This is a genomic window from Ferroplasma acidiphilum, from assembly GCF_002078355.1.
Taxonomy (GTDB): Archaea; Thermoplasmatota; Thermoplasmata; order Thermoplasmatales; family Thermoplasmataceae; genus Ferroplasma; species Ferroplasma acidiphilum.
Genome location: NZ_CP015363.1, coordinates 646715 through 673645, shown reverse-complemented (window position 1 = coordinate 673645; position 26931 = coordinate 646715). Strand labels below are relative to the sequence as shown.

Genomic DNA, 26931 nt, shown 5'->3' with positions numbered 1-26931 from the left:
TTTATTCAACCCCCTGTATACGGGATAATTCTTTTACAGCATCTGTCATGTTGGTGAAAGCTTTTATACCGCTTTCAAGAAGAATTTTCTGCCCTTCCTCTTCATGCACACCGCTGAGCCTGACAACTATAGGCTGCTTTATATCAAATTTCTTTTTTGATGAAACTATTCCATTTGCTACCGTATCTGCCTTTGTTACACCGCCAAATATATTGACAAATATCAATTTCGGCCTGGCACGCATTACAAATGAAAATGCATCTTCAACAATTTCAATATTGTCTGTACCCCCAAGATCAAGGAAGTTTCTTGGCTTAAGTTTGTGCAGCGTTAAAGAGTCCATGGTTGCCATTGTTAATCCTGCACCGTTTGCTATAACGCCTATGTCACCATCCATTTCTATAAAGGTAAAGCTCTTTGATGCTGCTTCATTTTCCAGAGCAGTTTTGTCCGGATCTGTTATCATATAATCCTTATGCCTGTACAGGGCATTGTCATCTATTATTACTTTTGAATCTCCTGCTATTATGTTATTTTCTGAATCTATTACCAGCGGATTTATCTCGGTAAGCAGTGCATCCTCACCCACAAAAGCTTTGTATAGTGAAGAGAGAAGGTTGCTGAACTGTTTTTTATTCTCAACAGGAATATAGGAAAGGGCTTCCCTTGCTATATAATCAGAATACCCTACCATCGGGTCTATGTGTATTTTATGGATGTTTTCTTCCGGAACGCTCTCTATTTCCATTCCACCATCTGCCGATAGAATTATGACAGGCTCTTTTGTTGCACGATCTAGTGTAATGCTCAGGTATATTTCCTTTTTAATGTTAAGCATACGCTCTATGAGCAATTTCTTTACCGTAAGATTATTTATGGTAGAATTCAACAGCTTGTCCGAAAACTCTGATAATTCATTGCTGTTCCTGGCGAATTTAATACCGCCTGCTTTGCCTCTTTTCCCTGAAAGAATCTGTGATTTAATAGCCACAGGATATTCGAACTTTCTTAACTCTCCAACATTTTCTATTACATATCCGTCGGGTACCGGTATTCCGTATTTTTTGAATATTTCCTTACCCATGTATTCATAAAGATTCATTGAAATCTATTATACATTAATAAAGGATATATAATATTATTTTTCAGGGAATAAGTTTAATGGCAATTATAGCCGGATTTTCTAAATTTTTTTATTTTTATGCCATTCAACAGCTACCCGACTTTATTTTCAAAGTATGTAATATTTTAAATGATAACATATTTAAATAAGAATTAGCATTAGGAGAACGATGATATACAGGGAATTCGGCAACACGTCGTTCAAAACCTCAACGATCGGCATGGGCACATACTACGATATGCGATGGATATTCAAAACATACCTGGGCATATATTCTGGCAAAGATCAGAAAATAGATGCATACAGGGCAGGAATAGACAACGGGATTAACCTCATTGATACAGCAGAGTTGTACCGTACAGAGAAACTTGTTGGAACAGCAATAAAATCGTACAAAAGGGATGAATTATTCATAGCTACAAAGGTATTCCCCACACACCTATCACCGAAATCCCTTGAAAAGGCCCTGAACCGTAGCCTTAAAAATCTTGATACAGATTATATTGATTTATACCAGATACATTTTCCAAATCCTGCAGTAGACCTTAAAAAAACTATGCGTACCATGGAGAAGATGATAGATACAGGAAAGATGAGGCATATAGGCGTAAGCAATTTCACACTAAACCTTTTAAAGCGTGCACAGGGAATACTCTCAAAATATGAAATAACATCGATCCAGATAAATTATAATGTCTTCCATAGAAACAGCCAGAAAGCCATGATAGATTATTGCAATAAAAATCATATAGCTGTAATGGCATATTTTCCCCTGGGGCATGGGAAGGTAACGCAACCACAATTTAATAAGTATTTTGACCATGTAAGAAAAACTATAGGGGACGTTCCCAATGCCAATATAGCGCTTGCATACCTCATAAGCAGGAATCAGAATGTATTTCCTATTCCAAGGGCTTCGAACAGGGCCCACGTTTTGCAGAATGCAAAGAATTCAGATATTCTTTTAAACCTTAACTCTTAGTTTTTTACGTTATATGTCACATTTTCTCTCTCCATCTATGTAATAGTAAGTTAGTGTTTTACCGGGTTTATTACCACATTTGATTAGAGAAATATTTATATACATATTACGTATATATACGTTATATGAATAATATGCCAGATTGGGTATTGAAACATAAGGGGAAGGGGATAGAGATAAGGAGGTTCGGTGACAGGTATTATGCATATGAATCATCAAGCAGGTATGATAAGGATCTAAAAAGGGCAAAGAAAGTGACAGGGAAATACCTTGGGGTTGTAACACCTGCTGGAATAATAAAGAAAAGCGATGTTTCAGGCATAAGTGGGGACTATGAATATGGAAATATTGCATTGTTGTATGGAATAGCAGGGAAGACAATACTCCCGGTACTGAAGCAGGTATTTCCATATATGTATGAGAGGATAATAATATATGTAATACTCAGGGATATACAGCCGCTACCAATGAAGTCCTTAAGGTATCTATATGAGAAAACATACCTTTCAAGAATGTATAATGAATCCATGTCTCCCGGGTCCATTTCAGGAATGCTGTCATCACTGCCACAGGAAGGCATGGTAGCAGTAATGAGAAAGCTCACAGAAAAGGGCGAGTATGTTTTAATGGATTCAACAGCAATATTCTCCAGGTCAGAGAACATATCATTCCTTGAGCCTGGCCATAATTCAAAGGAGATACACCTTCCACAGATCAATGTAATGATGCTGTTCTCATCAACAAGGACTGTACCCACATTCATAAGGATACTTCCAGGCTCAATAAGGGATGTATCAGCTATGGCAAATACAATAGACATAGCAGGCGTGGAAAGATGCGTTATAGTAGCAGATAAGGGCTTCTTCTCCGCAGACAATATTAAAAAGCTGAAGAGGAGGCATCTTAGCTACATCATACCATTGAGGAGGAATTCTTCCATTATACCGGAAAGCGGTGATTTCCTTAATGTTTTCATGTACAATGGAAAGCCTGTGAAGTACTGGAAGCCTGAGAATGGTGTATATGTATTCGAAGACCCTGTCCTGAAATCAGAGGAGGAGAGGGACTACCTCATAAGAATCCATGACAATATCAGGTCAAAATCATCATACTACGATCATTCCGGTGATTTTGGAAAGCTTTACCTTTTATCCGATATTATTGATGAACCGGAACGGATATACAGATTGTACAAAGAACGTGAATATGTTGAATACGCTTTCAATGTATACAAGAATGACCTTGAAGCAGATAGATCATATATCCGAGATGATCACATGCTTTCATCCTACATGTTTTTGAATTTACTCTCACTTTACCTGCATTTCCAGGTACTTAACACGATAGATGGAAAATACAGTGTGAGGGATATTCTACTCATTCTTTCCAGGATAAAAATATACAGTACAGGGAAAACTGAGATGGTAAGCGAAATACCGAAGAAGGCAAAGGAACTCATATCAAAATTAGGGGTAGACCTGGACATATTACGTAAAAAATGAAGAGTTAAGGTTTAAATGAAGATGATATAAAATACCTGGAAAAGAATCTATGATTTCAGGTTAAAATAAATATATATAATATGTTTCAATCAATAAATTGACCGAAATGATAATTGCATCCATATCCTTCAGGGAAGGAAAGCTTGAAGAATCTGACAGCCGGTCCAGCATGGAGTTGGAAGATATAAAAAAGACACTCGCATATGCATTTCTTTATGATTTTACCGTCAACGTTTACACAGATCGGGAAGAATATAAATTTCTATCCATAATGTCCATAAAATATAACGATAAAGGAAACCTGTTTTTCTCAGGAGTTTATTTGCATAACAACTTAAGGGTAAGAAAAAATTTTTCATGGAGAGAAATACGCAATGTTAATGTAAATATAGAAAAAGACCCTGAAAAGTCAATTTATTGAAAATAATATTAAATCAGGGCAATGGAATATGCCATTGGCTGCATTAATTATTGATGTTCTCTTCTGCGGTAGTTTCCACTGCTTCTTCCTGGCCTGCTTCCTGTTTCCCTGCGGGAAGATGGCCTCCTATCCCTGCCGCCTGATGGCCTTCTGCCACGGCTATGGTAATCCGGTTCAGGGGCGTTTTCTTCATTATCACGGAACTGTGCGATTAATTTGCCGTAATTGATATCGGTGTACTCTGTTTCAAGGTCTATGTTTATTTTCTCCATTTTTATCCTGTTTCTTCTCTGTATGCTCTGGATAAGGCTTTTCTGGCTGGGATCGAATATTGTCATTGCCCTTCCATCCTTGCCCATTCTTCCTGACCTGCCAACACGGTGTGCGTATGTTTCAGTACTCTCCGGCGCATCAAAGTTGATTATATCTGTAATATTTGGAATGTCAAGCCCCCTTGCAGCCACGTTTGTTGCAACAAGTATCCCTGAATCTATGTGCCTGAAATCCGCTATAGACCTCTCACGGGCATGCTGCTTCATTCCACCATGGATCAGCACATTATTGAATCCTGATCTTGAGAGTATTAGATTTAAAAGGTCACCGGATCTCTGTGTCTTCACAAATACTATAGCTTTTCTGGAATTATAACTGTGTATGTAGGACATAAGAGTTGAGAATTTGTCAAACTTCTCAGATACAGTGTAAAGGTGTTTTATTGATGATGGTATAGCTTCATCCCCACCTGCATCTACAAACTCAGGGTTATTCATGAAATGGTTTGCTATTGTTTTAACCTCTGCAGGCAATGTTGCAGATAGCAATATAGTTTGCCTGCCTTCCGGGGTAAATGAGATAATTTTCTTTATGTCATCTATGAATCCCATATCAAGCATAAGGTCCGCTTCATCAAGTACCAGATACTTGACATGGTCAAGTTTAAGGTATTTCTGGTTGTATAAATCCAGTATTCTTCCGGGTGTCCCGATCACGATATCTGAACCAGGAAGTTCCTCAACCTGCCTTATTATGGATGCTCCACCATATACAATTGTTGATTTTATTCCTGAAATTTTTCCGAGCCTTGAGGCAACCCTGTGGGTCTGAAGCGCCAGTTCCCTTGTTGGCAATATAATTATTGCTTTTACACCTTTACCCTTTAACTTTTCTACCGAGTTCAACACAGGCAGTAGATATGCCGCTGTTTTACCTGAACCTGTTTTAGAACGTATAATAACATCCTTTCCCGTCAATACTACAGGAATTGCTTTTTCCTGGATTTCTGTTGGTTCCGTAAACTTCATTAAGCCTAATGATTTCCTTAAATTTTCTGATATATCCATATTTTCAAAACTAGACAATTTTAACACTTTATAAGATATAGTATATTACGATATATACTTAATTATTTAATTTTTAAAATGGTTTATCCCGTAAGGATATAGTTCGACTTAACTATATAATCATATTGACTCCCGCATATGGAAGCTTTCTCATTGAGATAGTACTGTATTTCCGTTACACAGTATATTTGATATTGCCATCTTTTTCACAGGCAACAGGTGCTTTTCCAGATGTATATAATATATCCGGAACCTTTATTGGCTTTGCTTATAATATTATGTTCAACGTAGAAATATGCAGTTGTGGTCTGGCCTGGTTGTGCTATCACAGTTATTTAAATAGAAAATTTTTTCCTTAATATATAGCATCAAATGTAGTCATTTCTGTTAACTATGTTACCGGGATTCCCATGTATGTATGCTACAACATTTTCAAATGCTTTTTCCACAGGAACCTGCATAAAATTTCTGGCAAGTCCAGCAACATGTGGTGTAATTATAACATTTTCCGGAATTTCTCCTTTGATTTCCGGCTCGCCCCACCATACATCTGTTAAGAACCATTTATTTTTATTTTCCTCAAGGAACTTAATCATATCATCCATGTTTACTATTTCAGACCTGCCTACGTTGACTATAATATTTCCCTTAACCGATGAAAGGAATTTATAATCTATCATTCCCCTTGTATGTTTATTCAAGGGCAGGCTTATGAGTATTACATCAGAATTTTTAGCAACATATTCACTTTCCATGGAAAAAACATCCAGTGCAGGGTCTTTCTTTTCTGTCCTTCCGAAGCCGATGGTATGCATCCCAAATGCCTTAGCGCGAATGGCAACCTCCCTTCCTATGCCGCCATATCCCATTATTCCAATAGTCTGTCCATATATTGACTCTGATAGTTTCCTGTTATAAGTTCCATTTCTTATAGCCGTATTTGATTCACAGATATTTTTATATTTAGCCAGTATTAATGCCATAGCATGTTCGGCAACCGGAATTGACCATGCATCTGCGTTGCTGCATATTACAATTTTTTTATCTATATTTCTAAAATCCAGATGGTTTACCCCGGCAGAAATACTCTGCATAAATACAGTTTTTTTCCCGGGTTCTGGTTTCCCGGCAAATACAACTATATCGGCATCATCCGAAAATCCCTTAACTATTTTGCAACCGGTCTTCTCTTCCATCATCTTCAGAAAGTCATCCGGTATATCCATTGCTGCAAATTTAACCTGAAGGCTGATTATCATAATAGCCAATATAGCATTATTATTAATAGTTTACCGGTATAGGCAGTTACTGTGTATTAGAATATAATCGGCAATTGCAGTAATATGAATTCTGATTTATGCGTAAAGTTTTAATAACCAACTTATATATATTTTTATGATAATGAAAGATTCTGAGAGAACAGAATACTTTGACAAAACTGCCATAGAAATCTCAAAAAAATACAGGGGTAAAATCAGGACACTGTCAAAGGTGCCAATCACGGGAATGGGGGATTTTTCATCCTTATACACTCCGGGTATTGCTGCAGTATCCAAGAAAATACAGGCCGATAAAGAACTGGTATATGAGTTAACAGGAAAATGGAATTCTGTAGCTATTCTTACAGATGGCACGAGAGTCCTTGGAATAGGCAATGTCGGCCCTGAGGCATCCATTCCGGTTATGGAAGGAAAAGCCCTGCTTTTCAATTATTTAGGCGGCGTCAACGCTATTCCCATACCACTGGTTGTAAATAACAATGAAGAATTTATTACAGCGGCAAAGGCAATACAGCCATATTTTGGAGGGTACAATTTAGAAGATATACAATCACCAAGATGCTTTTTCCTTCTGGAAAGCCTGCAGAAATCAATGGATATACCGGTATGGCATGATGACCAGCTCGGAACTGCATCAATCATCCTTGCAGGCGTTATAAATGCACTGAGAATACTGAATAAGAAGAAAGAGGATGTAAAAATAGTTTTCAATGGAGCTGGAGCAGCCAACATTGCCGCTATTTATTTATTCGGTGCTGCTGGATTCGACAAGGGAAATATAATAGCCATAGATTCAAAGGGAATTATAGAACCTGACAGGCAGGATATTGATGCCCTTATGTTTAAAAACCCGTGGAAATATAAAATAGCCCTGGAAACCAATAAGGAAAGGGTGAAGGGTGATCCTGCAAATGCATTTAAGGGGGCTGACGTGGTTATATCTGCCTCAGTTTCTGTTCCAGGGACTATAAAAGATGAATGGATCAAATCCATGAACAGAGACCCGGTAATATTTGCACTGGCTAACCCATTACCTGAAATATGGCCAGGTGATGCAAAGAAAGCAGGCGCAAGGATTGTGGCAACTGGAAGAAGTGATTTCCCCAATCAGATAAATAATAGCATGGTGTTTCCTGGAGTTTTCCGTGGGGTGCTTGATGCAAGGGCTAAAGGAGTAAATTTCGGCATTATGGTTGCTGCTTCCTATGCAATTGCTGACTTCATAGAAAATCCCACTGAAGACCATATAGTGCCATCTATGGAAGATTTTGACCTGTTTCCGAGGGTTGCATCCATTGTAGCTAGAAAATGCGTTGAATCGGGGCTTGCCAGGAAATCAGACTCCACAGAAGGTTTTTACAGGGAAGCGTCTGAAATTATAAATAACAATAGAAAGGTGTATAACAAATTATTCGATTTATAGGTGATTAAATATGGTAAATATAAGATTAATGGAGAAAAAGGATGTGGAAATGGTAATGGAGCAGCTTTTGAGATTAAAACATCTGAATGAGGAATTCGATCCTCTTCTAAAAGTGTCTGAGGGGAATGAGAAGGAAATATCTGAAAAAATAATCAGGATTATTGAAGATAAAGATAACCATATAAATCTCGTGGCCGAGGAAGGAAACAGGGTTATCGGGATGATAACTTCCGATATAATATTCAGAATCTATTACGACCCGAAGTACGAAGCCAGAATAAGGGAATTTTATGTTATGCCTGAATTCAGGGCAAAGGGCATCGGGATGAAATTGATAGAGAAATTGAAGGAAGTTGCTGCACAGAGAAATATAAAAATGGTCAGCGCCGAATTCCCGTCACTCAACCTCCTGGCGTCAAAATTCTATGAAAGCATTGATTTTAAGGAATTAATAAAAATATACTCAAAAATAAATTAAAAAATTTTTACTTTTTTGCAGATAAGGCAATGTACTTCAGAATGTTTCCGGTTTTAACGTAGTTCAATTCTGCATTTGTGTTTATCAGGGCTTTCCCCTTAAGTGTTTTTCCGTTAATGGAAATATTCAATTCCTTTCCTATGGAAATATTATTTATTCCATCTATGTTAACTACCTCATCTCCTTTCAGATCGGGCAGCTTATCAACCTGAACCGGAACTATGCCCATATCCACAAGATTGCTCCTGTGTATTCTTTCAAAGCTTTCCGCAACCACTGCCTTGACTCCAAGAAGCGCAGTTACCTTGGCAGCCCAATCCCTGGAGCTTCCTGACCCGTATTGCTTGCCTGCGAATATAACCAGGGGAGTTTTATTTTTCATGTATTTCATTGCTGCATCGTATATGCTCATTTCCTGCCCATCCGGATAATAGATGGTGTTGCCACCTGTATGGCTAACCATAAGGTTTCTTATCTTTGTATTGGAAAAACCGCCACGTAGCATTACCTCATGGTTCCCACGGCGGGCGCCGAATGTATTCATTTCGGTTATCCCCATTGATGCAAGGTATTTTCCTGCAACAGAGTCCTTTGCTATTGGCCCTGCCGGAGATATGTGGTCTGTTGTTATTTTATCGCCGAATACTGCAAGTATCCCTCCATTCTTAATGTCAGTAACCGGCTCCATATACATCCATGGTGGCATTTTAATGTATGAGGAATCTTCTTTGAAATCGAATAGAAGCCCCTTGCTCGATTTCATGGATTCCCAGTTATTGTCCCCCTTGAAAACATCTCCGTATTCCTTCTTATAAACTTCAGGGTCCATGGCAAGGTGGAAATATTCTTTTATTTCATCGTTTGTTGGCCATAAATCTTTCAGGTATACCGGTTTTCCATTATCATTGCCTATCGGTTCATTTATGAGGTCAATATTCATTTTCCCTGCTATGGCAAATGCCACTACCAGCATGGGTGATGCAAGAAAAGCACCGGCTATATAGGGATTTATTCTTCCCTCGAAGTTTCTGTTTCCGCTCAGGACTGCAAATGTCTTGACATTGTTTTTCAGCATATCGTCCTGTACTTCAGGAATTAAAGGCCCTGCATTTCCTATGCATGTTGTGCATCCGTATCCTACAAGTTCAAATCCAAGCCTGTTCAGGTATTTCATAAGCCCGGCTTTTTCCAGGTATTCTGTTACAACCTTTGATCCTGGTGCAAGGCTGATTTTTATTGTGTTAGCCACGGTAAGGTTATGCTCAATAGCCTTCTTTGCGATCAGCCCGGCTCCAAGAAGCACGAATGGGTCTGATGTGTTTGTACAGCTGGTAATTGCTGATAGCACAACAGCACCGTTTTTGACAAGTTTTCCATCATTGCCCTCCTTTAACAGGTCTTCTATTTTTCCCTTTAAATCCTCTATATTGATAAGCTCATCAGGATTTTTCGGCCCGGCAACTGCACTTTTGATTTTTGAAAGGTCAATTTCAACAGTATCCGTGTATTTTTTTGGCCCATTATAAAATAATCCCTGCTCCTTAAAGTATTTTTCAACAGATTCAGTGCTGCGGTTTGTCCCTTTTAAATACTTAAGTGTTTCGGAATCAACGGGGAAATAACCTATTGTTGCGCCATATTCAGGAGCCATGTTTGATATGGTTGCCCTGTCCTGTGCAGTGAGTTCAGATATATTTCCATAGAATTCAACGAATTTCCCGACAACGTTTTTTGACCTCAGTGTTTTTGTGATATACAATACAACATCTGTGGGTGTAACTCCTGTCGGCATAGATCCTTTTATGTTAACGCCAATAACATCTGGCACATTCATGAAGTAGGGTTCATTGAGCATGGAAGCTTCAGCTTCAAGCCCTCCTACTCCCCATCCCAGGACTCCAATGCCACCTATCATGGTTGTATGTGAATCTGCACCGATAAGGCTTTCAGGGAATATTTCATCCTTTTCTATAACGGCTACAGAGGATAAATACTCTAAATTAATCTGGTGTACAATTCCATGTCCCGGGGGAACAATCCTCACATTTTTGAATGATTGCTGGGACCATTTAAGAAAATCGTAGCGTTCTACATTTCTTTCAAATTCATCCTTCATGTTTAATATTATAGGCTCCTCTCCCCTGAAAGAATCTACAATTATGGAATGGTCAATTACGAGGTCTGATTTTGTTGCAGGGTTTACGTCATCGGCATTTAATTTATTTTCTTTGTAGTATTCCCTCATAGCTGCCAGGTCCACCAGTATTGGAACACCCGTGTAATCCTGAAAAACAACCCTAGAAGGCTTGAATGCCATCTCTGACCCTGATTTCATCCTGGCTATGTTTTCAATTGAACGTTCATCAATATCAACACCGTCATAGTTCCTCAAAACGTTTTCAAGCAAAATTTTAAGTGAATATGGCAGATTTTCAATATCATATTTACCTGCAAGTTGTGCAAGCGGAAAATATTTCAGGTTCCGCTCGTTAATATTCATATTCTTATATTGTATTTCCATGAATTGTAAAGCCAAGATGATATTTTAAGATTTTTATCCGGGAGTAAGTCATTTACTTTTAATTTTTTGTTTCGATAAAGGTAGCCAGTGGAAATGTTATATAGCTAAATAGATTTACATTATTATGCAAAAATTGGATTCTATTACACCGATTATAACTCCATTTACGGATAATAAGGTAGATAAAGATAAAGCTGTAAGGCACGGGGAGGATGTTCTCAAGGGCGGCATGAAATATTTATTTCCTGCAGGAACCACCGGGCTTGGCCCATCTATGGCTTCAGGTGAGAAACATGACCTCCTGGATGCCTTTGCCCATATTCCTGACCATGTTATACTACAGGTTGGCTCCCTGAATCTGGAGGATTCAATATATCTGGCAAGAGAGGCTAAAAAATATAAAATACATGCAGTTGCAGCACTTCCACCGTACTATTTCACAGGAATGAAAAGGGAGTGGCTCATAAAATATTACACAAAACTCTCTTCAGAATATCCAACAATAATATATAACTATCCGGATACAACAGGATATAATATTACCTATGACATGGTTAACGACATAAAGAAAGCCGGGGGAGATGTAATAGGAATAAAAGAAACAACGTTCAATATGAATGATATACTCAATACAAAAATGTATGTCCAGGATTTCAAAGTGTATACGGGGCCTGACCAGTATATACTTTCTGCATACAGGCTCGGACTCGACGGCTTTGTATCCGGTGCCTCAAATTATGGATATAAAATAATAAATAAAATAATAGAAAACTATGATAATAAGGATGGCGACAGGTATCAGTTCTTATTGAATGAGCTTGCAGACCTATCAAGGAAATATGGAACAATTTCTTCTATTTATGATATGGTAGAAATTATGACAGGGATAGATGCTGGAAACCCCCGTGAGCCATTCTTCAAATTAAGCAAAGAGGAAAGGAATTCACTGGAAAAGGAAATGAATGAAGCATTCAAAAAATATAATTTTAAACCTTAAAATTTATCTTAATTCCGCATAGGGCAGTAAATTATCCTTTATTTTCTTAAATTTTATCTCTACTTCCATTCCAATCCCGGGATTATTGCCGGAAATATCCATATATGCACGGAACCCCTCGCTGAACGATATTATTCCATAGAAACCATTATTGAATTTTGTGTAGCTGTATACTGTGCCGTGTCCTGTAGACTGCATAATTTTCAGGTCTCCTTTTCCACATACAGGGCAACTGTCCCTTGGATAATAGTATACCTTCCCACAATTCATGCATTTAGTGTATGGCAATATTCCTATGGAAAAATGTTTATTATATTCCTCATAGATTTCATCCAATTTCATTTACTCACCCAGTATCATTGAGACTGAATGGTTTCTTGCCCATCCGCCCATTCCATTTATGAAAGCTTTGTCAGGAGTTTTAACCTGGTTTCTCCCTGCCATTCCGTTCATCTGCAATAGTGCCTCATAAAGCAATACACTCCCGCTCATATATGCAGGTTGCCCACGGTTCAGGCTTCCGCCTCCGGTGTTCAATGGAAAATCTCCATTAACAGATATGGAATTTTTTTCCAGAAATTCACCTGATTTACCAGGAGGCACAATGCCTGTGTTCTCAAGCTGTATCATTACCGTAATGCTGAATGAATCGTAAAGTTCATAGAAATCGCATTTTTTAATGTCGCCTCGGAAGCTGGATGAACTTTCAGCTGCAGGAGTGATAGTTATATCATCTATTTCTGGAGGAAGTGCCGACTGGTGTGCTTCTCCATATTTTAGTATACTGATTTCCCTTAGCTTACCTGAATTTTTTGACACAATAAATGCGTGGAATCCATCTACAGGATAAACTATTTCCAGCAGGTGCAGTGGAGATGAGATAATAGGAGAGCCAAGTACATCCTCAACAGTAATGGAGCCGGTAAACATTGAATACCCTGACCTGTTAGCATTTTCCCTCTGTTTGACTATGAGTGATGCCCTCTGTTCATCTGTTGTCCCGTATATTTTCATGTGGCGTTGAGCTAACAATGCGTAATCCGAAACTGGATTTGTATAATTATATCCTGACAGCAGGGGCTTATAAGGTGTGTTGGTAATGTCAGAATAAAGGTTTTCAATGGAATCCACTGTCTGTTTCTTTTTCCTTACTGCTGACCCTTTGCCCCCAAACAGGAGCAGAATATTTTCAGCCACCCCTGATTTTATAATGTGTTCAGCCCTCCAGAATGCGGAAAGCACTGATGGCCCACCATACTCCATGGAATCTATATATTTTGGCTTAATTCCAAGATAATTGCATATCTGGTCCGGAAAAAAATGCATGTATACATTTCCATCAAAGACACCTGGGAGAAATGTTGTCATAAAGCCATCAATATCTTTTCTCTCCAATCCAGCCATGGAAAGTGATTTATTTAGCGCCTCATTCATTATTTCATATGCTGTCCCATCATAATTTTTGTATATAGCTTCTGAAAAACCCCTTATCATTGATAAACCACCTCTACAGAATGTATTCCTGACCGTTTAATCTTTCCAGATGCGTTCAATGGCATGTCCCTTACAAAGATTATCCGTGCAGGCACCTTATATCTTGCCAGTTCTTTTTTACATACGCCGTAAATATTTTTCTTCATTTCTTCGTAGTTATCTGGGATTGTAGACAATTTAACATACGCAACAGGGACTTCACCTTTATATTCATCATTTTCTCCAACAACTACAACATCTTCAACTTGATCACAGGTTCTTATTGCATTTTCAACCTCAGCAGGAACTACCTTATACCCGGATACATCTATAAGGTCTTTCTTCCGGTCAATTATATAGATATATCCATTGCTATCAATATAGCATATGTCACCTGTTTTCAGCCCGTATTTCCCGGATGCCTTTTCCGTGTCTTCCGGATTCTTATAGTACCTTCTTATAACCTGTGGCCCTGAAACTACCAGTTCACCACCCCTTGCCCTGACTATGCGTGTATAGTTTGCCGGTTTGCCAGCTGTAACTATGCCATTATATAATGGGATATTGTCTGTATATGGGTATTCCCATAGTGCTACTGGAGAAGTGCTCTCAGTTAATCCATATGCCATATATATCCACTTACCTGACATTTCTTTCCATTCTATTTCAGTTTTATAGGGCATGGGCATTCCGCCTGCCGACCATAGCCTCATGGATGAGAGCCGGGTTTTGATTTTATCAACATTTGACCATGAATTGATCATAGCCCGGTAGGCTGTGGCAACGAACATAGTAATTGTTGTCTTTTCTGATTCTACCGTTTCCAGTGCATTTTCCGCGTTAAACCGGTACGTCAATGCCATGGATGAATGGGCAAGCACTGTCAACGATATGCCAAAAATTAACCCTGTTATGTGGAAGAAAGGAGCGATACACAGGTTTTTGTCCTGTGGTTGTACCGAATACCATTCACGGTATATATACGAAGCTGAATATATATTGCTATGGGTTATCTCAGCAGCCTTCTGCCTGCCTGATGTACCGGAGGTAAATACAAGCATTGCTATACTCCCTGGTTCCGGATAATATCCCTTGAATTCTTTCTTGAGTCGAAGGTTTAATTCTTCTTTCATTATTCCTGTGATGTACTTTTCTGCCATATTATCCGGAAGTTTCCCGAAAGTCTGTGGGTCTGTATATAAGACATGGAGGCTCTGTATCTCCATCAAGCTGGAAAATTTCTCCCTGAATTCACTGCTGATTACTACCACCCTTGCATCTATGAACTTAATTTTCCCTGTAATTTCATTCTCAGAATCCAGAGGGCTCAATGGCACAAAAATGCAGGAATTTTTCCATGACGCGTATTGCACTATGGGGAACTGAGGTATATTTTCTGCTATTATTGCTATAATGTCACCCGGATCGCAATACATAGAAAACTCTACAGCAACGGCATTTGAATATCCTTCAAATTCTCCATAGGTCATAATATTCTTAAAATATGTGATAAATGGATCGCTTCTTTTTGAATCTTCAAGTACCTCGACCATGGTTTTCACAGGGACATTCCTCCACCTACTTCAAGTAAAATTCCGTTGACATAATTGCTATCCTCTTTCATCAAGAATGAAACAGCGTTTGCCACATCATCACCGGAGCCCATACGTTTTAATGGAATTTTTTCAATAAACTTTTCCTTTATTTTTTCAGGCATCTGGTCTGTCATCGGAGTTTTTATGAATCCCGGAACAATGGCATTTGATGTTATATTATACCTGCCCAGTTCACGTGAAAGCGTTTTAGTAAACCCGATAACTCCTGCCTTCGCAGATGAGTAATTGGCCTGCCCTACGTTTCCGTTCCAGCTTGCAGAAGAAATATTTACTATTCTTCCACTTAGATTTTCAATCATTGAATCAACAAATTGCTTTGTAACGTTGAACATGCTGTAAAGATCAGTTTTTATTACGGCGTCCCACTGATCAAATGACATATTTTTGAATAGGGCATCTCTGTTTATGCCAGCATTGTTTACTATGCCGTATATCTCTTTTTTATCTATTGTTGAAAAAGCCTCAACGCAGGCATCATAACTTGATACGTCACATTTTATCCCTTCAACATTGCCATATCGGGAATTCAGCGACTTAGCCGAATCAAGTACGGCATTATCATAGTCAACCATAATAATTCCATATTTTTCTGATGCCATTTTTTCTGCTATTGATCGCCCTATTCCCCTGTTAGACCCGGTTATTACAATTTTGCCTGACATAAATTATCATTCTCCAAGATTGAATAACAGGAATGCCGGCTATTTACATATATTATGGGGTTGAACCCATTGAATAGGAAATAGGCTCGAATTCCTGCCATCTATGAAAGTATAATATATACAGATATTAATTTTAGCGTTTACATGTATTTAAATTGGGAATTCAATTGTTATATATGGCAATATTTGCTATTATTTCTGCACAGGCTGAAATGAATTACAATGGCAAAATATTTTTATAAGCAGGTTATAATCAGAAATGAACAGGGTTATTCTTAATGTGGATACTGGAATCGATGACGCTTTTGCAATGATTTTGTTGAAACAGTACAATATTACTCCAGAATTCATTGTTGCTTCTTCAGGAAATTCATTGCTTGAGAATACTTACAGGAATACAGCTGGTGTGGCAAAGTTGCTTGATTTTGATTGCCCTGTGTACCATGGATCTGCCAGGCCACTTATAAAACCCCATTATTATGAAAATTTTCATGGCGATAAGGGGCTTGGAACATACGAATTTAATGATCCGGTTCAGGAAAAAGATCACCATAATGGAATAATTAAAATGTATGAAGCATTAAAACGGGAAAAACATACCATAATCTGTACATCTCCTTTAACTTCCCTGGGAATCCTCATGAGACTGGATAATAGTATAAAAGAGAACATAGAACAGATAATAATCATGGGAGGCGCATTTGGCATTACCCCATATGGAAAGGGAAATATGGGAAATGCTGAATTTAATATATTTTACGACCCGGAGGCGGCTAAAATAGTCATGGAAGAGGATATCAACGAAACTATTGTTCCACTGGACGTTACAATGAACAGGGAACTTGCAATAAAAAGTATACCGCCGAGTAGTTCTGGCAGCCCATTAGAAGATTTTATCCATAAAACCTAGTGTGTTGCATAATTCATTCTAATTTAATAATTATTCCATAATAAATTTAAAACTTAAAAGGTAAACCCCTATATAGTGAAATATAGGGGCGATTTGCTTTGACACCACAAATCAATAATAAAATAAATAGAAGTATAAAAAGATACTGGATTGGTTCCAACAGAAGATGGGAAAAGTATAATGAATCACTTGTAGACAGGGTGGAATACCTTACAGATCTGTCATTTATAAAGGATTATGATACTCTATTAGAGGAAAAGAATAGTGGAAAAATAGGCCATCCATACAAAGTACCCGATGCATTGATAATGTATTTAGCGAGATTAAGATCTATATTTAATGTACCGTTCAGGTCACTTGAAGGGATATTGAGATCCTTAGCGATTATAACAGGAATAAAATCAATATCATACAGTGAAATATTCAGGAGGATAAGGAGAATTAAGCCTGAATTGAATAATATTAACAATAAACTGGATTGCATTATAGATTCTACTGGATATAAAATAACAATAAGGGGAGATTACTTAGGCCATAAATGGCATAAGAAAAGGAAGGGGTGGCTCAAATTACATGTAATAATATCATTGAAGGATGTTAATGTATTATCATTCACTATAACAGATGAGCATACACATGATTCTAAAGCTGCTAGAAAACTATTGAGTAAAATGAAAAATAATATTCTAAGAATATTTGGGGATAGGGGATATGATTCAAAATATATCTACAATATGTTCGGATATAATGCAGTAATACCCCCCAGGAAAAATGCCTCTACTAAATCCAGAGGTTCATCCACAAGGGCCAAGATTGTAAGATTTATAAAAAAGAATTCCATGGAACAGTGGAAGGAGAATAATAGCTATGGTAAAAGGTGGATTGTAGAAATATATTTTTCAGGATTAAAAAGAGTAATGACAGAGGTTATTAAAGCTAAGAAAATAGAGTATATTATACAGGAATTAGCTCTTAAGGTTGTTAATTACAATATTATGAGGGGGATGACACATGCCTATTAATTATGCAACACACTACATAAAACCACAAAATTTATGATAGAAGAGCATGGCACTTTTGAAATGCATGACCCCATAGCAGTTTTTTCCTTCATAGAACCTGATGCTTTTAAGTTTGTGAATGGGGAAATTACAGTCAAACCTGATGGGAGTACAGAATTTATAGAAAAGCGTGATGGGAAAAAGAGAATAGCTACCGGGATAAATCCACAGGCTTACCGGAAAGGGCTTGTGAACAGGATATATGGCAATTTGGCATAGTCAGGAACAATGCATCGGTACCAGCTAAATAATTACTTTCCTGTATATAAATTTCTAAATAATTATTTGAAATTATAATGATGTATAGAATTTAAATACTTTTCAAAAAAACTTTATTTATTATTCATATAAAGCATAATGAAATCTTATGATTTTTATATATCTGCCCCGTTGTTTAATGAGATGGAATTGAAATTTAACAGGGAACTGGCAGCCTTTCTGGAAAAACGCGGATTTACAACCTATCTGCCACAGAGGGATGGGGGTGAGGATGAAATGCTTTTGAAGGACCCTGATTTATGGCCGGAGACGAGCAAAAGGGTATTTAACAGGGACGTTGATGCTCTTAAATCCTCATCAGCACTTATTATGGTAATGGATGGCAGGGTGCCTGATGAAGGTGCCTGCGTTGAACTTGGAATGGCCTATGCCTTTGGAAAAATATGCATCGGGTTTCAGACCGACAATAGGAGATTTGCATCAGGGCAGAATAACCTGATGCTGGATTATTGCATGTCGTATGATATAGTGCATGACTGGAATGACCTGGAAGTACTTTTAAGGCAATTAAAGGAAAAAATTAACAGATAATATCCCCGGTTAAGAATTTAAATACTATTTAACTATTTATGGATATGAATAAGACCTACCTGCCCCGGAGAACTATCAGCTCAAATCTATATCTTAGCTTTAGTAGAGATGAATGGGCAAAGAGAAGGGGAAATCTTAATATTACTCTGTCAGAAAGTGATATTAAAGGGATACTTGCATTAAATGATAAAATCACTGCATCTGAAATACAGGACTTTTATTTCCCGATTACAAGGCTATTGCAGCTCTCAATAAATAATAATATTAATCTTTACAGGGAGAGGAATGATTTCATGGGAATTAAACCCCAGAAAATGCCATTTATCATCGGGGTGACAGGAAGTGTTGCTGTGGGTAAAAGTACTACTTCGAGGCTTTTGAAAACCCTATTAGAGAGAATAAATCCAGATTTGAGGATTTATATAGTATCAACGGATAATTTTCTTAAAAGCAATGCCAGGCTTATGGAAGAGAATATTATGGAAAGAAAGGGCTTCCCTGAAAGTTATGAAACCCAGGACCTTATAAATTTTCTTGTTGATATAAAATCCGGTGTAGCCCGCACGCAGATACCGGTATATTCACACCTGAAATATGACATACTCCCGGAAAAACAGGACCTTGTTGATCCAGATATACTGATACTGGAAGGGCTGAATATATTGCAGGTAAAAAATCCGGGAAAGAAGGATGAGATTTACGTCTCCGATTTTCTTGATTTTTCAATATTTATAGATGCAAAGGTGGAATATATTAAGGAATGGTTTGTGGAACGGTTTTTCCTGCTAATGGAAACTGCATTTAAAGACAAAGACTCCTATTTCAAGAAGTATTCAGAACTCACAAAGGAAGAAGCCAGGGAATTATCATCGAAGATATGGGATAACATAAATGGCAAAAATTATTCAGAAAATATTGTTAAAACAAGATACCGTGCGGAATTAATAATTGAGAAAGGGAAAACACATAACATAGAAAAAGTCATGATGAAAAAACTATAAAGCCTGTTACTCTAGAAGAATACTGGCAAATAACATTTATTTTTTTAGTTAAATTCATTCATGGCCTAGGTTCTTTTATTATATTTCCCAAATGTTTCTGACTGTAAAATTTATCTATAGCAATATGCATTGATAAAAAATAGATGAAAATACGGGATTGAGCAAATACCTGATCCAGGGCCTATGAAATAAATAGTACAGTGTAAATATCAAAAATCGATGTTGATACTTATTTAGACAATTAAATGCCCAAATTCATATTTTTCACAAACAAACCTTTAAATAAACACTATGTATAATTTGTATATGGAAAGATATTTTATGTATCCAGATATAAATGATGATTTAGTTGTTTTTGTGAATGATAACGATCTGTGGAAATACAATATTAACACAAAACATATTGAAAGATTGACAAACAATTTAGGCATAGTTACAAATCCAAAAATTAGCCCTGACAAAAAATATGTCTATTTCAGATTGATGACTGGAAAATCCGGCGAATCCTCTGATATATATTCAATAGACCTTGAGAAAGGTAATTTGAACCGGGTTACATATCTTTGTGGTAAAAGCACGAGCAGAAGAATGTATACATCCATTGCAGGTTTTGATAAGAATGGCAATTTAATAATTTCAACCGATGCATATTATCCATTCGGAACTCCTATGTTATACAGAATAGTGAATGAAAATACTGAGCCTTTAAATCTAGGGCCAGCTTTAAATATTATATATTACGGAGATTATACCATAATTGGCAGAAATACAATAGATATGCCCCACTGGAAGCGATATAAAGGCGGAACAAGAGGAAAAATATTGTCATGCAAGAATGATGATTTTAAAATAATAATAGACCTCGAATCAAATGTAAATTCACCTATGATTTACAACGATGAATTATATTTTATTTCGGACCATGAGGGAAGTGCGAATATATACTCAGCCGATTTTAATGGTGGCAACCTCAAAAAACATACAGATTTTAAGGATTACTATGTGAGAAATGCCAATTCAGACAGCAAAAAAATAATCTTTCAGAAATCCGGATCTTTGTTTATATTCCAGAATGATAGGGTAGAAAAACTTGATATTAATATAAATATACCATCAGTGAATATTGAAAACAGGATTGTAAAGGCAACAGATTATTTGACCGATTATAAAATAAATTATACTGGAAATTTAATCGGCTTGATAAGCAGGGGGCAGGCATTATTTACAGGCATAAAAAATGGGCCTGTTATGAATATAAATAAATTAAAAAATCAGATAATTGAATTTATGAATAACAACGATATAATAATATATAATTATAACGAAGAGAATAATAAAATATTATTATACAGTGTTGATAAAACATTGAAAAAATTCTTTGACTTCAAAAATGGCATAATTTTTTCAATGAAAGCTTCACCTGATAGCAAATACATTGCAATTGGGAATAACAGATTTGAATTATTTATCTTAAATGTTGAAAATGGAAACATAAATAAGATAGATGAAAGCGAATCCGGAACAATAGACGATTTTTCGTGGTCAAATGATTCCATATTGCTTGCATATTCGTATCCTGAATCCGAATACTACGGGTATAACGAAAGTGCATCCATAAAGATATTTGATTTAACAGCCAATAAAAAATATGACGCAACAACTTCCGGAGCTATCGACTTCAAACCTGTTTTCAGTAACGACGACAATTATCTATTTTACCTGTCAAAACGGTCTCTTGATCCGGTTGCAGACCAGCTTGTGTTTAATTTAGGATATCCAAAAATAACAAAGCCATATGCCATCCCGGTAAAGGAAAATATTTTCCCTTTGTTTTCGGATATACCTGAAGAATTGCATGAAAATATTCCTGGTAAATACAAACTTAACAATATTATACAATTAAGCGAAGTTTTTCCAGTACCGGCAGAAGATTATGCTAACATCATTCCTGTAAATAATGGTGTCCTCCTGCTACATTATCCGGTTGAGGGATCAATGAAATATTATCTCTTCAACAACGACGAGAAAACAGGGAATATTGAGCTATTTGACTTTAAAAAGAAAAAAAGTGAATTATATGAAAGTGAAGTTGTTAATTACCTTATATCCGGCAATAAAAAATTCCTGCTAATTAGAAAATCCAGCAATAAATTCATAGAGAGGGAAATTGAACCGAAAAAGGATGAGGATATAGATTTAACAAGATTGAATATTACAATAGAGCCTATGAATGAATGGAAAAACATGTTATATGACACTTTTAATTTAATCAAAGAGAATTACTGGAGTAAGGAAAAAGTTGAAAAACTGGGCGATGACCCTTATCTAAAATATAAGAAATTATTAAATAAAGTGAGGACAAGATTTGAGTTATCGGATTTAATTAGAGAAATGCAGGGAGAATACAGCACATCGCATTCGTACGAAATAGGTGGCGACCTCTCAAACGTAGAGTCAATAAGTATTGGAAAACTTGGTATCGACTATGAATTCAAAAACAATAATTATATAATAACCAAGATTTATAACGGAGACCCATCCAATGAAAATGAAAAATCACCATTGCTTTACACAGGCATAAAGGAAAATGATATTATAAAGTCCATAAACGGTGTTACTCTTGACGCAACTAATAATCCTGATAAACTACTATTAGGTCATGCAAACGAAATAATAACAATTGAAATAGTAAACAGAAATGAAACTAAGAAATACTACGTTAAGACAATGATTGACGAAAAATATTTGAGGTACAGAGAATTCGTTGAAAGAAATAGAAAATATGTTCATGAGAAAACCGGTGATAAGATTGGATATATTCATATACCCGATATGGGAATGAATGGTTTCAATGAATTTTTCAGGATTTATGATCGGGAGGCTAACAGGAGTGGCCTTATAGTGGATTTAAGATTTAACGGCGGTGGCTTCGTTTCACAGTTATTATTAGAGAAATTATCAAGAAAGAGGATCGGTTACGATGTTCCACGTAGAGGCATTATAACTCCATACCCGATAGATTCTGTCAATGGGCCGATGATTGGATTAACAAATGAATATGCAGGGTCAGACGGTGATATAGGAACGCATGTTTTTAAACTGATGGGTCTTGGCAAAGTTATAGGTACAAGAACATGGGGTGGTGTTGTTGGTATTAACCCTAAAATAAAATTACTTGATAATACAACGGTAACCCAGCCTCAATTTGCCACATGGTTTAAAGATGTCAAATATGGAATGGAGAACTATGGTACGGAGCCTGATATTTACATAGAAAATATGCCACAGGATTTTCTAAAATCTAGAGACGTACAACTGGATAGTGCAATAGAGTATATTTTAAAGGAAATGAATGATTATAAAAAACTCGATTTGACTTAAATGAATATGTTAACAATAATTTCATTTTATATTGCACCTGTATTGATGCTTATTTTTTATATTACTACATAATCATACGCTCACATGGTTTTGAATTAATCCCGTTAAATCTGTCGTTAATATTTCCTTTCTTTCTATAATAGTCCAGTACATTTATCCAGTGTAAAAAGCATATTTGGGTAGAGTCTTTTAGTCTAGCTGCAAAGCTATGCTGAAGATTTATCACTGTATGAATTGCAATACCAAAACATATTAAAAATAACCGGTACAATATGAAAAATTATTGAAAATAAAAATCAGATTATAAATTATTGGGTAGTAAAAAATTTTTCTTGTAAAAAAATAAAGTTATTTAATTCTGCTTAGGCGTTTTTGATTTCCTCTTTAATGCATATACTACACCGCCGATAATTATTATTGCAGCAACTATACCTCCTATTATGTAATAATCTGTGTAATTGACTTTCTTTGCAAATGTTACATCAACAGAAGCGTTCTTGCCACTGAGTTTAGCGCTACCGGAAGCATCTTTTGTTATTTTATAGCCGGTGACGTTTCCAACAGTGTATGCATATGTTCCATTTACTTCTTCGAATACTATTGAGCTTGAACTGGAGGATTCAGTTTGTGTTCCTACAGTTACATACCAGAGCGTTCCTGATTTCAATCCCGATTCTGTAAATGTTAGGTTATACACAGAAGCAGAGGTATTAGAAGATACAACAGCGTAAGCTACAGCAGGCGCACCGTCACCAATTACACTAATCTGGAATTCGTCATATGGTAGTATAGCGCCAGATGGTGTTGCCATCGATGATATAGCCCCTGTTGTTGCATTATAACTGTAAAACAAAGAGGTGAAATTAGCATATGCCATTCCATTGCTATTTGTTACCAATGTTATCATCGGGCTATACTGGGAACCTGTATCCGCTCCACAAGAAGTGGTAAGGTTATAATTAGGATTTATTGCTGAGCTACTAGAATCTATGAAGTAACCTCTGTTTGCACCTAGCACATTTTGTGAAGTTACATTTAAGTTATAGCCACTTACCGCTGCACCTGTACTATTGGTAACATGGAAGATTAATTCGGTTGTTGTTCCATTGATAGCTATTTTGTCTACTGATATATTATAATAGTCCATGCTCTTCTCCAGCATTATGGGAATTTCAAACGGTTCTCCAGCACCGTAGCCATTAACGTTCATTGAAGATGTGACTTCACCAAGTACCATATATGGGGCTTCGCCGGCACCAGGTGCTGCATCTGCATAATTTCCAAAGAATATGTAGGATTCATAATTATTCCCATTTAATGTGTAATTAAATGTAGAATTCCCAGCAATCATTACAGATATTACCCCGTTTGATCCAGTAACACCGGATATGGATGTGATGTTATCGCTACTGTAAGTCGAATTTACCGGTACAGATATACTGGTTGAATTACAGTCTACATCATATGTGCTAAGATACGATATTTTCTGGTTTGATGTAGTATTTGACATTGTAATTGCAGCAGTTAACGTTTGTATGGTATAAGAGTAACCGCTTATCGGAGCTCCCGTTGCTGGATTATATATCGTTATATTATAGTACGTAGGAGTAGTTCCCGAGATCGCCGTTGGTCCGCTTACTTTATAAGCTACAGGCACGGGCAAATCGTTTATTGGTACACTCCCCACACCTGAAGCAACTCCAGATATGCTTGAAACTACGGTTGCAGTTACACTTACTAATCCATTATAACCAACTGTGTTGATAAATGTGTTAGCATTATAAACCTTGAATTCGTATGTAAATTGTCCCTTGCTATTTGTGGTACCTGATAAGCTTGTAATGTTGATTAATGATGGCTCAACTGTTATCGATATTGCTTGGTTAGCAACAGGTTTAAGAGTTACATTATTAATTGCTGTAAATGTTATATTTCCATATTCCCCATTGTAGTAAACAAGCTTATTAGCAATTCCTGAAACTATTATTTTTGCTGTTGGTTTTGCAACTACCAGAGCCTTTGCCCTGAGATGAACGGTAAATAAATTCTGTTCCCAGAATCCATTCATATCAGATGGAACGTCTGTTAATCCGGTAAACGTGGAATTACTGTATGCTATGCTATCTGTAGGACCATACCCTATTTCCATCATTGTTGACTCTTCGTCCTCAATATATTGCATTGCTGCTATTGCCTCGTCAGTATCTTTAAGTGAAGTATTAGTGTTAGCGTAGTTTGTTAAATTTGTCATTAAAGAGTCAATCTGGCTACCTGTAAGGTTATACGTAGTTGTATCCACTACGCCTAAGGCTGACTCCTCCTTTATTCCCAGATCTGATAAATAGGGATTTGAAACATTCATTGCACTAAATGGGCCTTCATAATCACCAGAGCCTGATGCTGCTGTATAGTTAAAATCATCTACTAAATCCCCAATTGGGTCTCCTAGTAAGCCTGATACACCCAAAGTGATTACATTATAAGATGCAGAGGGAGAGGAAGCACTATTTGAATATGCCAGAAGTTTAGATATTATTGTTGAAAAGCTTTCTGACTCTACCGTTGTGTGTATTCCAATGGATGACCAGTCACTTGCTATTGTCTCATAACCTGTGAATATCTGTGGTATCAGCGAAGAGGATGGAGATTGTATTGTTGCTGTTACCTGTACTCCATTATAATACCACTCGCCATTCTTATAATGCATTCCAGGTATAGACGCAATCGTTGCATTTGCTGTTTTTAGATTAAAAGTGAAAGACGGCACGGAAGATGCAATTGAATATGGTTTATCTATCGTTGGCAATATAGAATATCCAGGCACATCATAACCATCGCATATTGATGAATCTATATAAGCTAAAGGCGATGCGTATCTCAATGCCTGCCTGAAAGCAGTTATATTGAAAGGTGCATCCGCACTATACGAATTAAATTTAAAGTATGCGTACCCAGTAGATGGTTTTTCAAATACATGTACGTTCGGTATCTGGTCTGCAGTAGATACAAACTCTGAAGATAGATCACTTTCTATTGCATCTACCTTGCCTGTACTTAAAGCACCTACGGCTGATGAGGGACTAGAGAATATATACACCTTTTCAGAAAATATTTTGGGAATAAACTCATGTGTCCATAAATATTTACCAGTAACATATTGCATGAAATAATTAGGGTTCTCATAAACTTGCCAATAATCACTTGTAAATACTTTTCCTACTGGCATTCCATATCCACCGTTCATCATGAAGGGTCCAGAACCAACTAACCCGGGATATTCTCCATTGGTGCCTCCAAAAGGTCCAGAGTGGCCTAAATCCCACTCGTTATATGAACCATTAGCGGGTGTTGCGGCTGTAGCTGCTGTTTCATTCCAGTATCCGCTTCCTGCACTTGCATAATCATGGCTTACCCATATATGATAGGGTAATATAGGTGTTTCAAGGGTGTATGGTACAAAAGTCGCTGATGGTTTAGATAAGTAGAAATCGACGGTTAAATTGTTAACTGGCATTACATTAACGACACCAATATATGAACCGTCATACTCAGTGGATTCTGATAGTATTTTCCAGGACAGTACAAAATCCGCTGCCTGAACATAATTTGTTTTCATTACTATATTAGACTCTTTCTGGAACTTCCCTGTACTAGCGTTATACACTTCCTTATAGGTATGGGTATATGGTATACCAGTTTCATTGTAGAAAGATGTGGAGTTGCTATATACATATGTGGAATCAGCATTAGCAGATGTCCAGTCATCCCACTGAACACCGGGCCTTATATGTACTGTCCATATTTCAGCAACGGAGGAATTACCACCTGTCATTGGATCAAAAGTAGTCATATTAGCAGGAGCTAAAGTGACATTATATGAAGTTGCTAAACAGGGTATTATTGTTCCGTTAGGTAGTTCATCTGTGGCGGAACTATAAATTGAATCCAAA

Annotated in this window: 21 protein-coding genes; 12 read left to right on the top strand and 9 right to left on the bottom strand. The window is 36.9% G+C overall.

What is annotated here, in order from left to right; genetic code table 11:
- Position 1: 1 nt before the first annotated feature.
- A complete protein-coding gene (gene sucC, locus fad_RS03485) occupies positions 2-1102 on the bottom strand; it encodes an ADP-forming succinate--CoA ligase subunit beta (protein ID WP_081141821.1) in 1101 nt (366 codons plus the stop codon).
- A 190-nt stretch (positions 1103-1292) separates the two neighbouring features.
- Here sucC and fad_RS03480 point away from each other — a divergent pair, with 190 nt between their 5' ends.
- From fad_RS03480 to fad_RS03470, 3 genes are all read left to right on the top strand, one after another.
- Positions 1293-2105: an aldo/keto reductase gene (locus tag fad_RS03480; protein WP_081141820.1), complete on the top strand. Its 813-nt coding sequence runs from the start codon at positions 1293-1295 to the stop codon at positions 2103-2105.
- 125 nt (positions 2106-2230) lie between these two features.
- Positions 2231-3607: a transposase gene (locus fad_RS03475; protein ID WP_081141818.1), complete on the top strand. Its 1377-nt coding sequence runs from the start codon at positions 2231-2233 to the stop codon at positions 3605-3607.
- A 106-nt stretch (positions 3608-3713) separates the two neighbouring features.
- Positions 3714-4028 carry a hypothetical protein gene (locus tag fad_RS03470; RefSeq protein ID WP_081141817.1) on the top strand — a complete coding sequence of 105 codons (315 nt, stop codon included), beginning with the start codon at positions 3714-3716 and terminating at the stop codon, positions 4026-4028.
- A 47-nt stretch (positions 4029-4075) separates the two neighbouring features.
- On the opposite strand, the gene fad_RS03465 is transcribed toward fad_RS03470, so the two are convergent.
- Entirely contained in the window at positions 4076-5386 is a 1311-nt protein-coding gene (locus tag fad_RS03465) for a DEAD/DEAH box helicase (RefSeq protein ID WP_155951100.1), read from the bottom strand.
- Positions 5387-5736: 350 nt separating this feature from the next.
- A complete protein-coding gene (locus tag fad_RS03460) occupies positions 5737-6627 on the bottom strand; it encodes a 2-hydroxyacid dehydrogenase (RefSeq protein ID WP_081141814.1) in 891 nt (296 codons plus the stop codon).
- 136 nt (positions 6628-6763) lie between these two features.
- Between fad_RS03460 and fad_RS03455 the strand changes: the two genes are divergently transcribed.
- The gene (locus fad_RS03455; RefSeq protein WP_081141812.1) at positions 6764-8071 is read left to right on the top strand and encodes an NAD(P)-dependent malic enzyme; all 1308 of its coding nucleotides are present in this window, start codon (positions 6764-6766) and stop codon (positions 8069-8071) included.
- A 10-nt stretch (positions 8072-8081) separates the two neighbouring features.
- A complete protein-coding gene (locus tag fad_RS03450) occupies positions 8082-8549 on the top strand; it encodes a GNAT family N-acetyltransferase (RefSeq protein ID WP_081141811.1) in 468 nt (155 codons plus the stop codon).
- Between the two features lie 7 nt (positions 8550-8556).
- On the opposite strand, the gene acnA is transcribed toward fad_RS03450, so the two are convergent.
- Positions 8557-11070: an aconitate hydratase AcnA gene (gene acnA / locus fad_RS03445; protein WP_081141809.1), complete on the bottom strand. Its 2514-nt coding sequence runs from the start codon at positions 11068-11070 to the stop codon at positions 8557-8559.
- 124 nt (positions 11071-11194) lie between these two features.
- Here acnA and fad_RS03440 point away from each other — a divergent pair, with 124 nt between their 5' ends.
- Positions 11195-12067, top strand: a complete 873-nt coding sequence (locus fad_RS03440; RefSeq protein WP_081141808.1) for a dihydrodipicolinate synthase family protein — start codon at positions 11195-11197, stop codon at positions 12065-12067.
- A 3-nt stretch (positions 12068-12070) separates the two neighbouring features.
- Here fad_RS03440 and fad_RS03435 read toward each other — a convergent pair whose 3' ends face one another.
- The 4 genes from fad_RS03435 to fabG are packed head-to-tail and all read right to left on the bottom strand — an operon-like array spanning position 12071 to position 15818.
- A complete protein-coding gene (locus fad_RS03435) occupies positions 12071-12409 on the bottom strand; it encodes a Zn-ribbon domain-containing OB-fold protein (RefSeq protein WP_081141806.1) in 339 nt (112 codons plus the stop codon).
- Positions 12410-13561 carry a thiolase family protein gene (locus tag fad_RS03430; protein WP_081141805.1) on the bottom strand — a complete coding sequence of 384 codons (1152 nt, stop codon included), beginning with the start codon at positions 13559-13561 and terminating at the stop codon, positions 12410-12412.
- Positions 13558-15093, bottom strand: a complete 1536-nt coding sequence (locus fad_RS03425; RefSeq protein WP_236940625.1) for a class I adenylate-forming enzyme family protein — start codon at positions 15091-15093, stop codon at positions 13558-13560. Before fad_RS03425 ends, fad_RS03430 begins: the two co-directional genes overlap by 4 nt.
- A gap of 5 nt (positions 15094-15098) precedes the next feature.
- Positions 15099-15818: a 3-oxoacyl-ACP reductase FabG gene (gene fabG, locus fad_RS03420; RefSeq protein ID WP_009887756.1), complete on the bottom strand. Its 720-nt coding sequence runs from the start codon at positions 15816-15818 to the stop codon at positions 15099-15101.
- A gap of 259 nt (positions 15819-16077) precedes the next feature.
- Between fabG and fad_RS03415 the strand changes: the two genes are divergently transcribed.
- The 6 genes from fad_RS03415 to fad_RS03390 all read left to right on the top strand — a co-directional run bounded on the left by fad_RS03415 (position 16078) and on the right by fad_RS03390 (position 22981).
- The gene (locus fad_RS03415) at positions 16078-16728 is read left to right on the top strand and encodes a nucleoside hydrolase (protein ID WP_081141802.1); all 651 of its coding nucleotides are present in this window, start codon (positions 16078-16080) and stop codon (positions 16726-16728) included.
- A gap of 98 nt (positions 16729-16826) precedes the next feature.
- A complete protein-coding gene (locus fad_RS03410) occupies positions 16827-17750 on the top strand; it encodes an IS5-like element ISFac2 family transposase (RefSeq protein WP_009887387.1) in 924 nt (307 codons plus the stop codon).
- 33 nt (positions 17751-17783) lie between these two features.
- Positions 17784-18008, top strand: coding sequence for a hypothetical protein (locus tag fad_RS03405; RefSeq protein ID WP_081141800.1), 225 nt, complete (start codon positions 17784-17786; stop codon positions 18006-18008).
- 138 nt (positions 18009-18146) lie between these two features.
- Complete coding sequence (locus fad_RS03400) at positions 18147-18599, top strand: nucleoside 2-deoxyribosyltransferase (protein WP_081141799.1); 453 nt, start codon at positions 18147-18149, stop codon at positions 18597-18599.
- Between the two features lie 44 nt (positions 18600-18643).
- Positions 18644-19600: a type I pantothenate kinase gene (gene coaA / locus fad_RS03395; protein ID WP_236940609.1), complete on the top strand. Its 957-nt coding sequence runs from the start codon at positions 18644-18646 to the stop codon at positions 19598-19600.
- Between the two features lie 306 nt (positions 19601-19906).
- Positions 19907-22981 carry a S41 family peptidase gene (locus fad_RS03390; protein WP_196795616.1) on the top strand — a complete coding sequence of 1025 codons (3075 nt, stop codon included), beginning with the start codon at positions 19907-19909 and terminating at the stop codon, positions 22979-22981.
- 352 nt (positions 22982-23333) lie between these two features.
- On the opposite strand, the gene fad_RS03385 is transcribed toward fad_RS03390, so the two are convergent.
- Complete coding sequence (locus fad_RS03385; protein WP_257788218.1) at positions 23334-26930, bottom strand: ABC transporter substrate-binding protein; 3597 nt, start codon at positions 26928-26930, stop codon at positions 23334-23336.
- Position 26931: the final 1 nt, after the last annotated feature.

Excerpts from the sequence above, each read along its gene's own strand:
- sucC (WP_081141821.1), bottom strand. The coding sequence starts at position 1,102 with ATGAATCTTTATGAATACATGGGTAAGGAAATATTCAAAAAATACGGA.
- fad_RS03480 (WP_081141820.1), top strand. The coding sequence starts at position 1,293 with ATGATATACAGGGAATTCGGCAACACGTCGTTCAAAACCTCAACGATC.
- fad_RS03475 (WP_081141818.1), top strand. The coding sequence starts at position 2,231 with ATGAATAATATGCCAGATTGGGTATTGAAACATAAGGGGAAGGGGATA.
- fad_RS03470 (WP_081141817.1), top strand. The coding sequence starts at position 3,714 with ATGATAATTGCATCCATATCCTTCAGGGAAGGAAAGCTTGAAGAATCT.
- fad_RS03460 (WP_081141814.1), bottom strand. The coding sequence starts at position 6,627 with ATGATAATCAGCCTTCAGGTTAAATTTGCAGCAATGGATATACCGGAT.
- fad_RS03455 (WP_081141812.1), top strand. The coding sequence starts at position 6,764 with ATGATAATGAAAGATTCTGAGAGAACAGAATACTTTGACAAAACTGCC.
- fad_RS03450 (WP_081141811.1), top strand. The coding sequence starts at position 8,082 with ATGGTAAATATAAGATTAATGGAGAAAAAGGATGTGGAAATGGTAATG.
- acnA (WP_081141809.1), bottom strand. The coding sequence starts at position 11,070 with ATGGAAATACAATATAAGAATATGAATATTAACGAGCGGAACCTGAAA.
- fad_RS03440 (WP_081141808.1), top strand. The coding sequence starts at position 11,195 with ATGCAAAAATTGGATTCTATTACACCGATTATAACTCCATTTACGGAT.
- fad_RS03435 (WP_081141806.1), bottom strand. The coding sequence starts at position 12,409 with ATGAAATTGGATGAAATCTATGAGGAATATAATAAACATTTTTCCATA.
- fad_RS03430 (WP_081141805.1), bottom strand. The coding sequence starts at position 13,561 with ATGATAAGGGGTTTTTCAGAAGCTATATACAAAAATTATGATGGGACA.
- fad_RS03425 (WP_236940625.1), bottom strand. The coding sequence starts at position 15,093 with ATGGTCGAGGTACTTGAAGATTCAAAAAGAAGCGATCCATTTATCACA.
- fabG (WP_009887756.1), bottom strand. The coding sequence starts at position 15,818 with ATGTCAGGCAAAATTGTAATAACCGGGTCTAACAGGGGAATAGGGCGA.
- fad_RS03415 (WP_081141802.1), top strand. The coding sequence starts at position 16,078 with ATGAACAGGGTTATTCTTAATGTGGATACTGGAATCGATGACGCTTTT.
- fad_RS03405 (WP_081141800.1), top strand. The coding sequence starts at position 17,784 with ATGATAGAAGAGCATGGCACTTTTGAAATGCATGACCCCATAGCAGTT.
- fad_RS03400 (WP_081141799.1), top strand. The coding sequence starts at position 18,147 with ATGAAATCTTATGATTTTTATATATCTGCCCCGTTGTTTAATGAGATG.
- coaA (WP_236940609.1), top strand. The coding sequence starts at position 18,644 with ATGAATAAGACCTACCTGCCCCGGAGAACTATCAGCTCAAATCTATAT.
- fad_RS03390 (WP_196795616.1), top strand. The coding sequence starts at position 19,907 with ATGGAAAGATATTTTATGTATCCAGATATAAATGATGATTTAGTTGTT.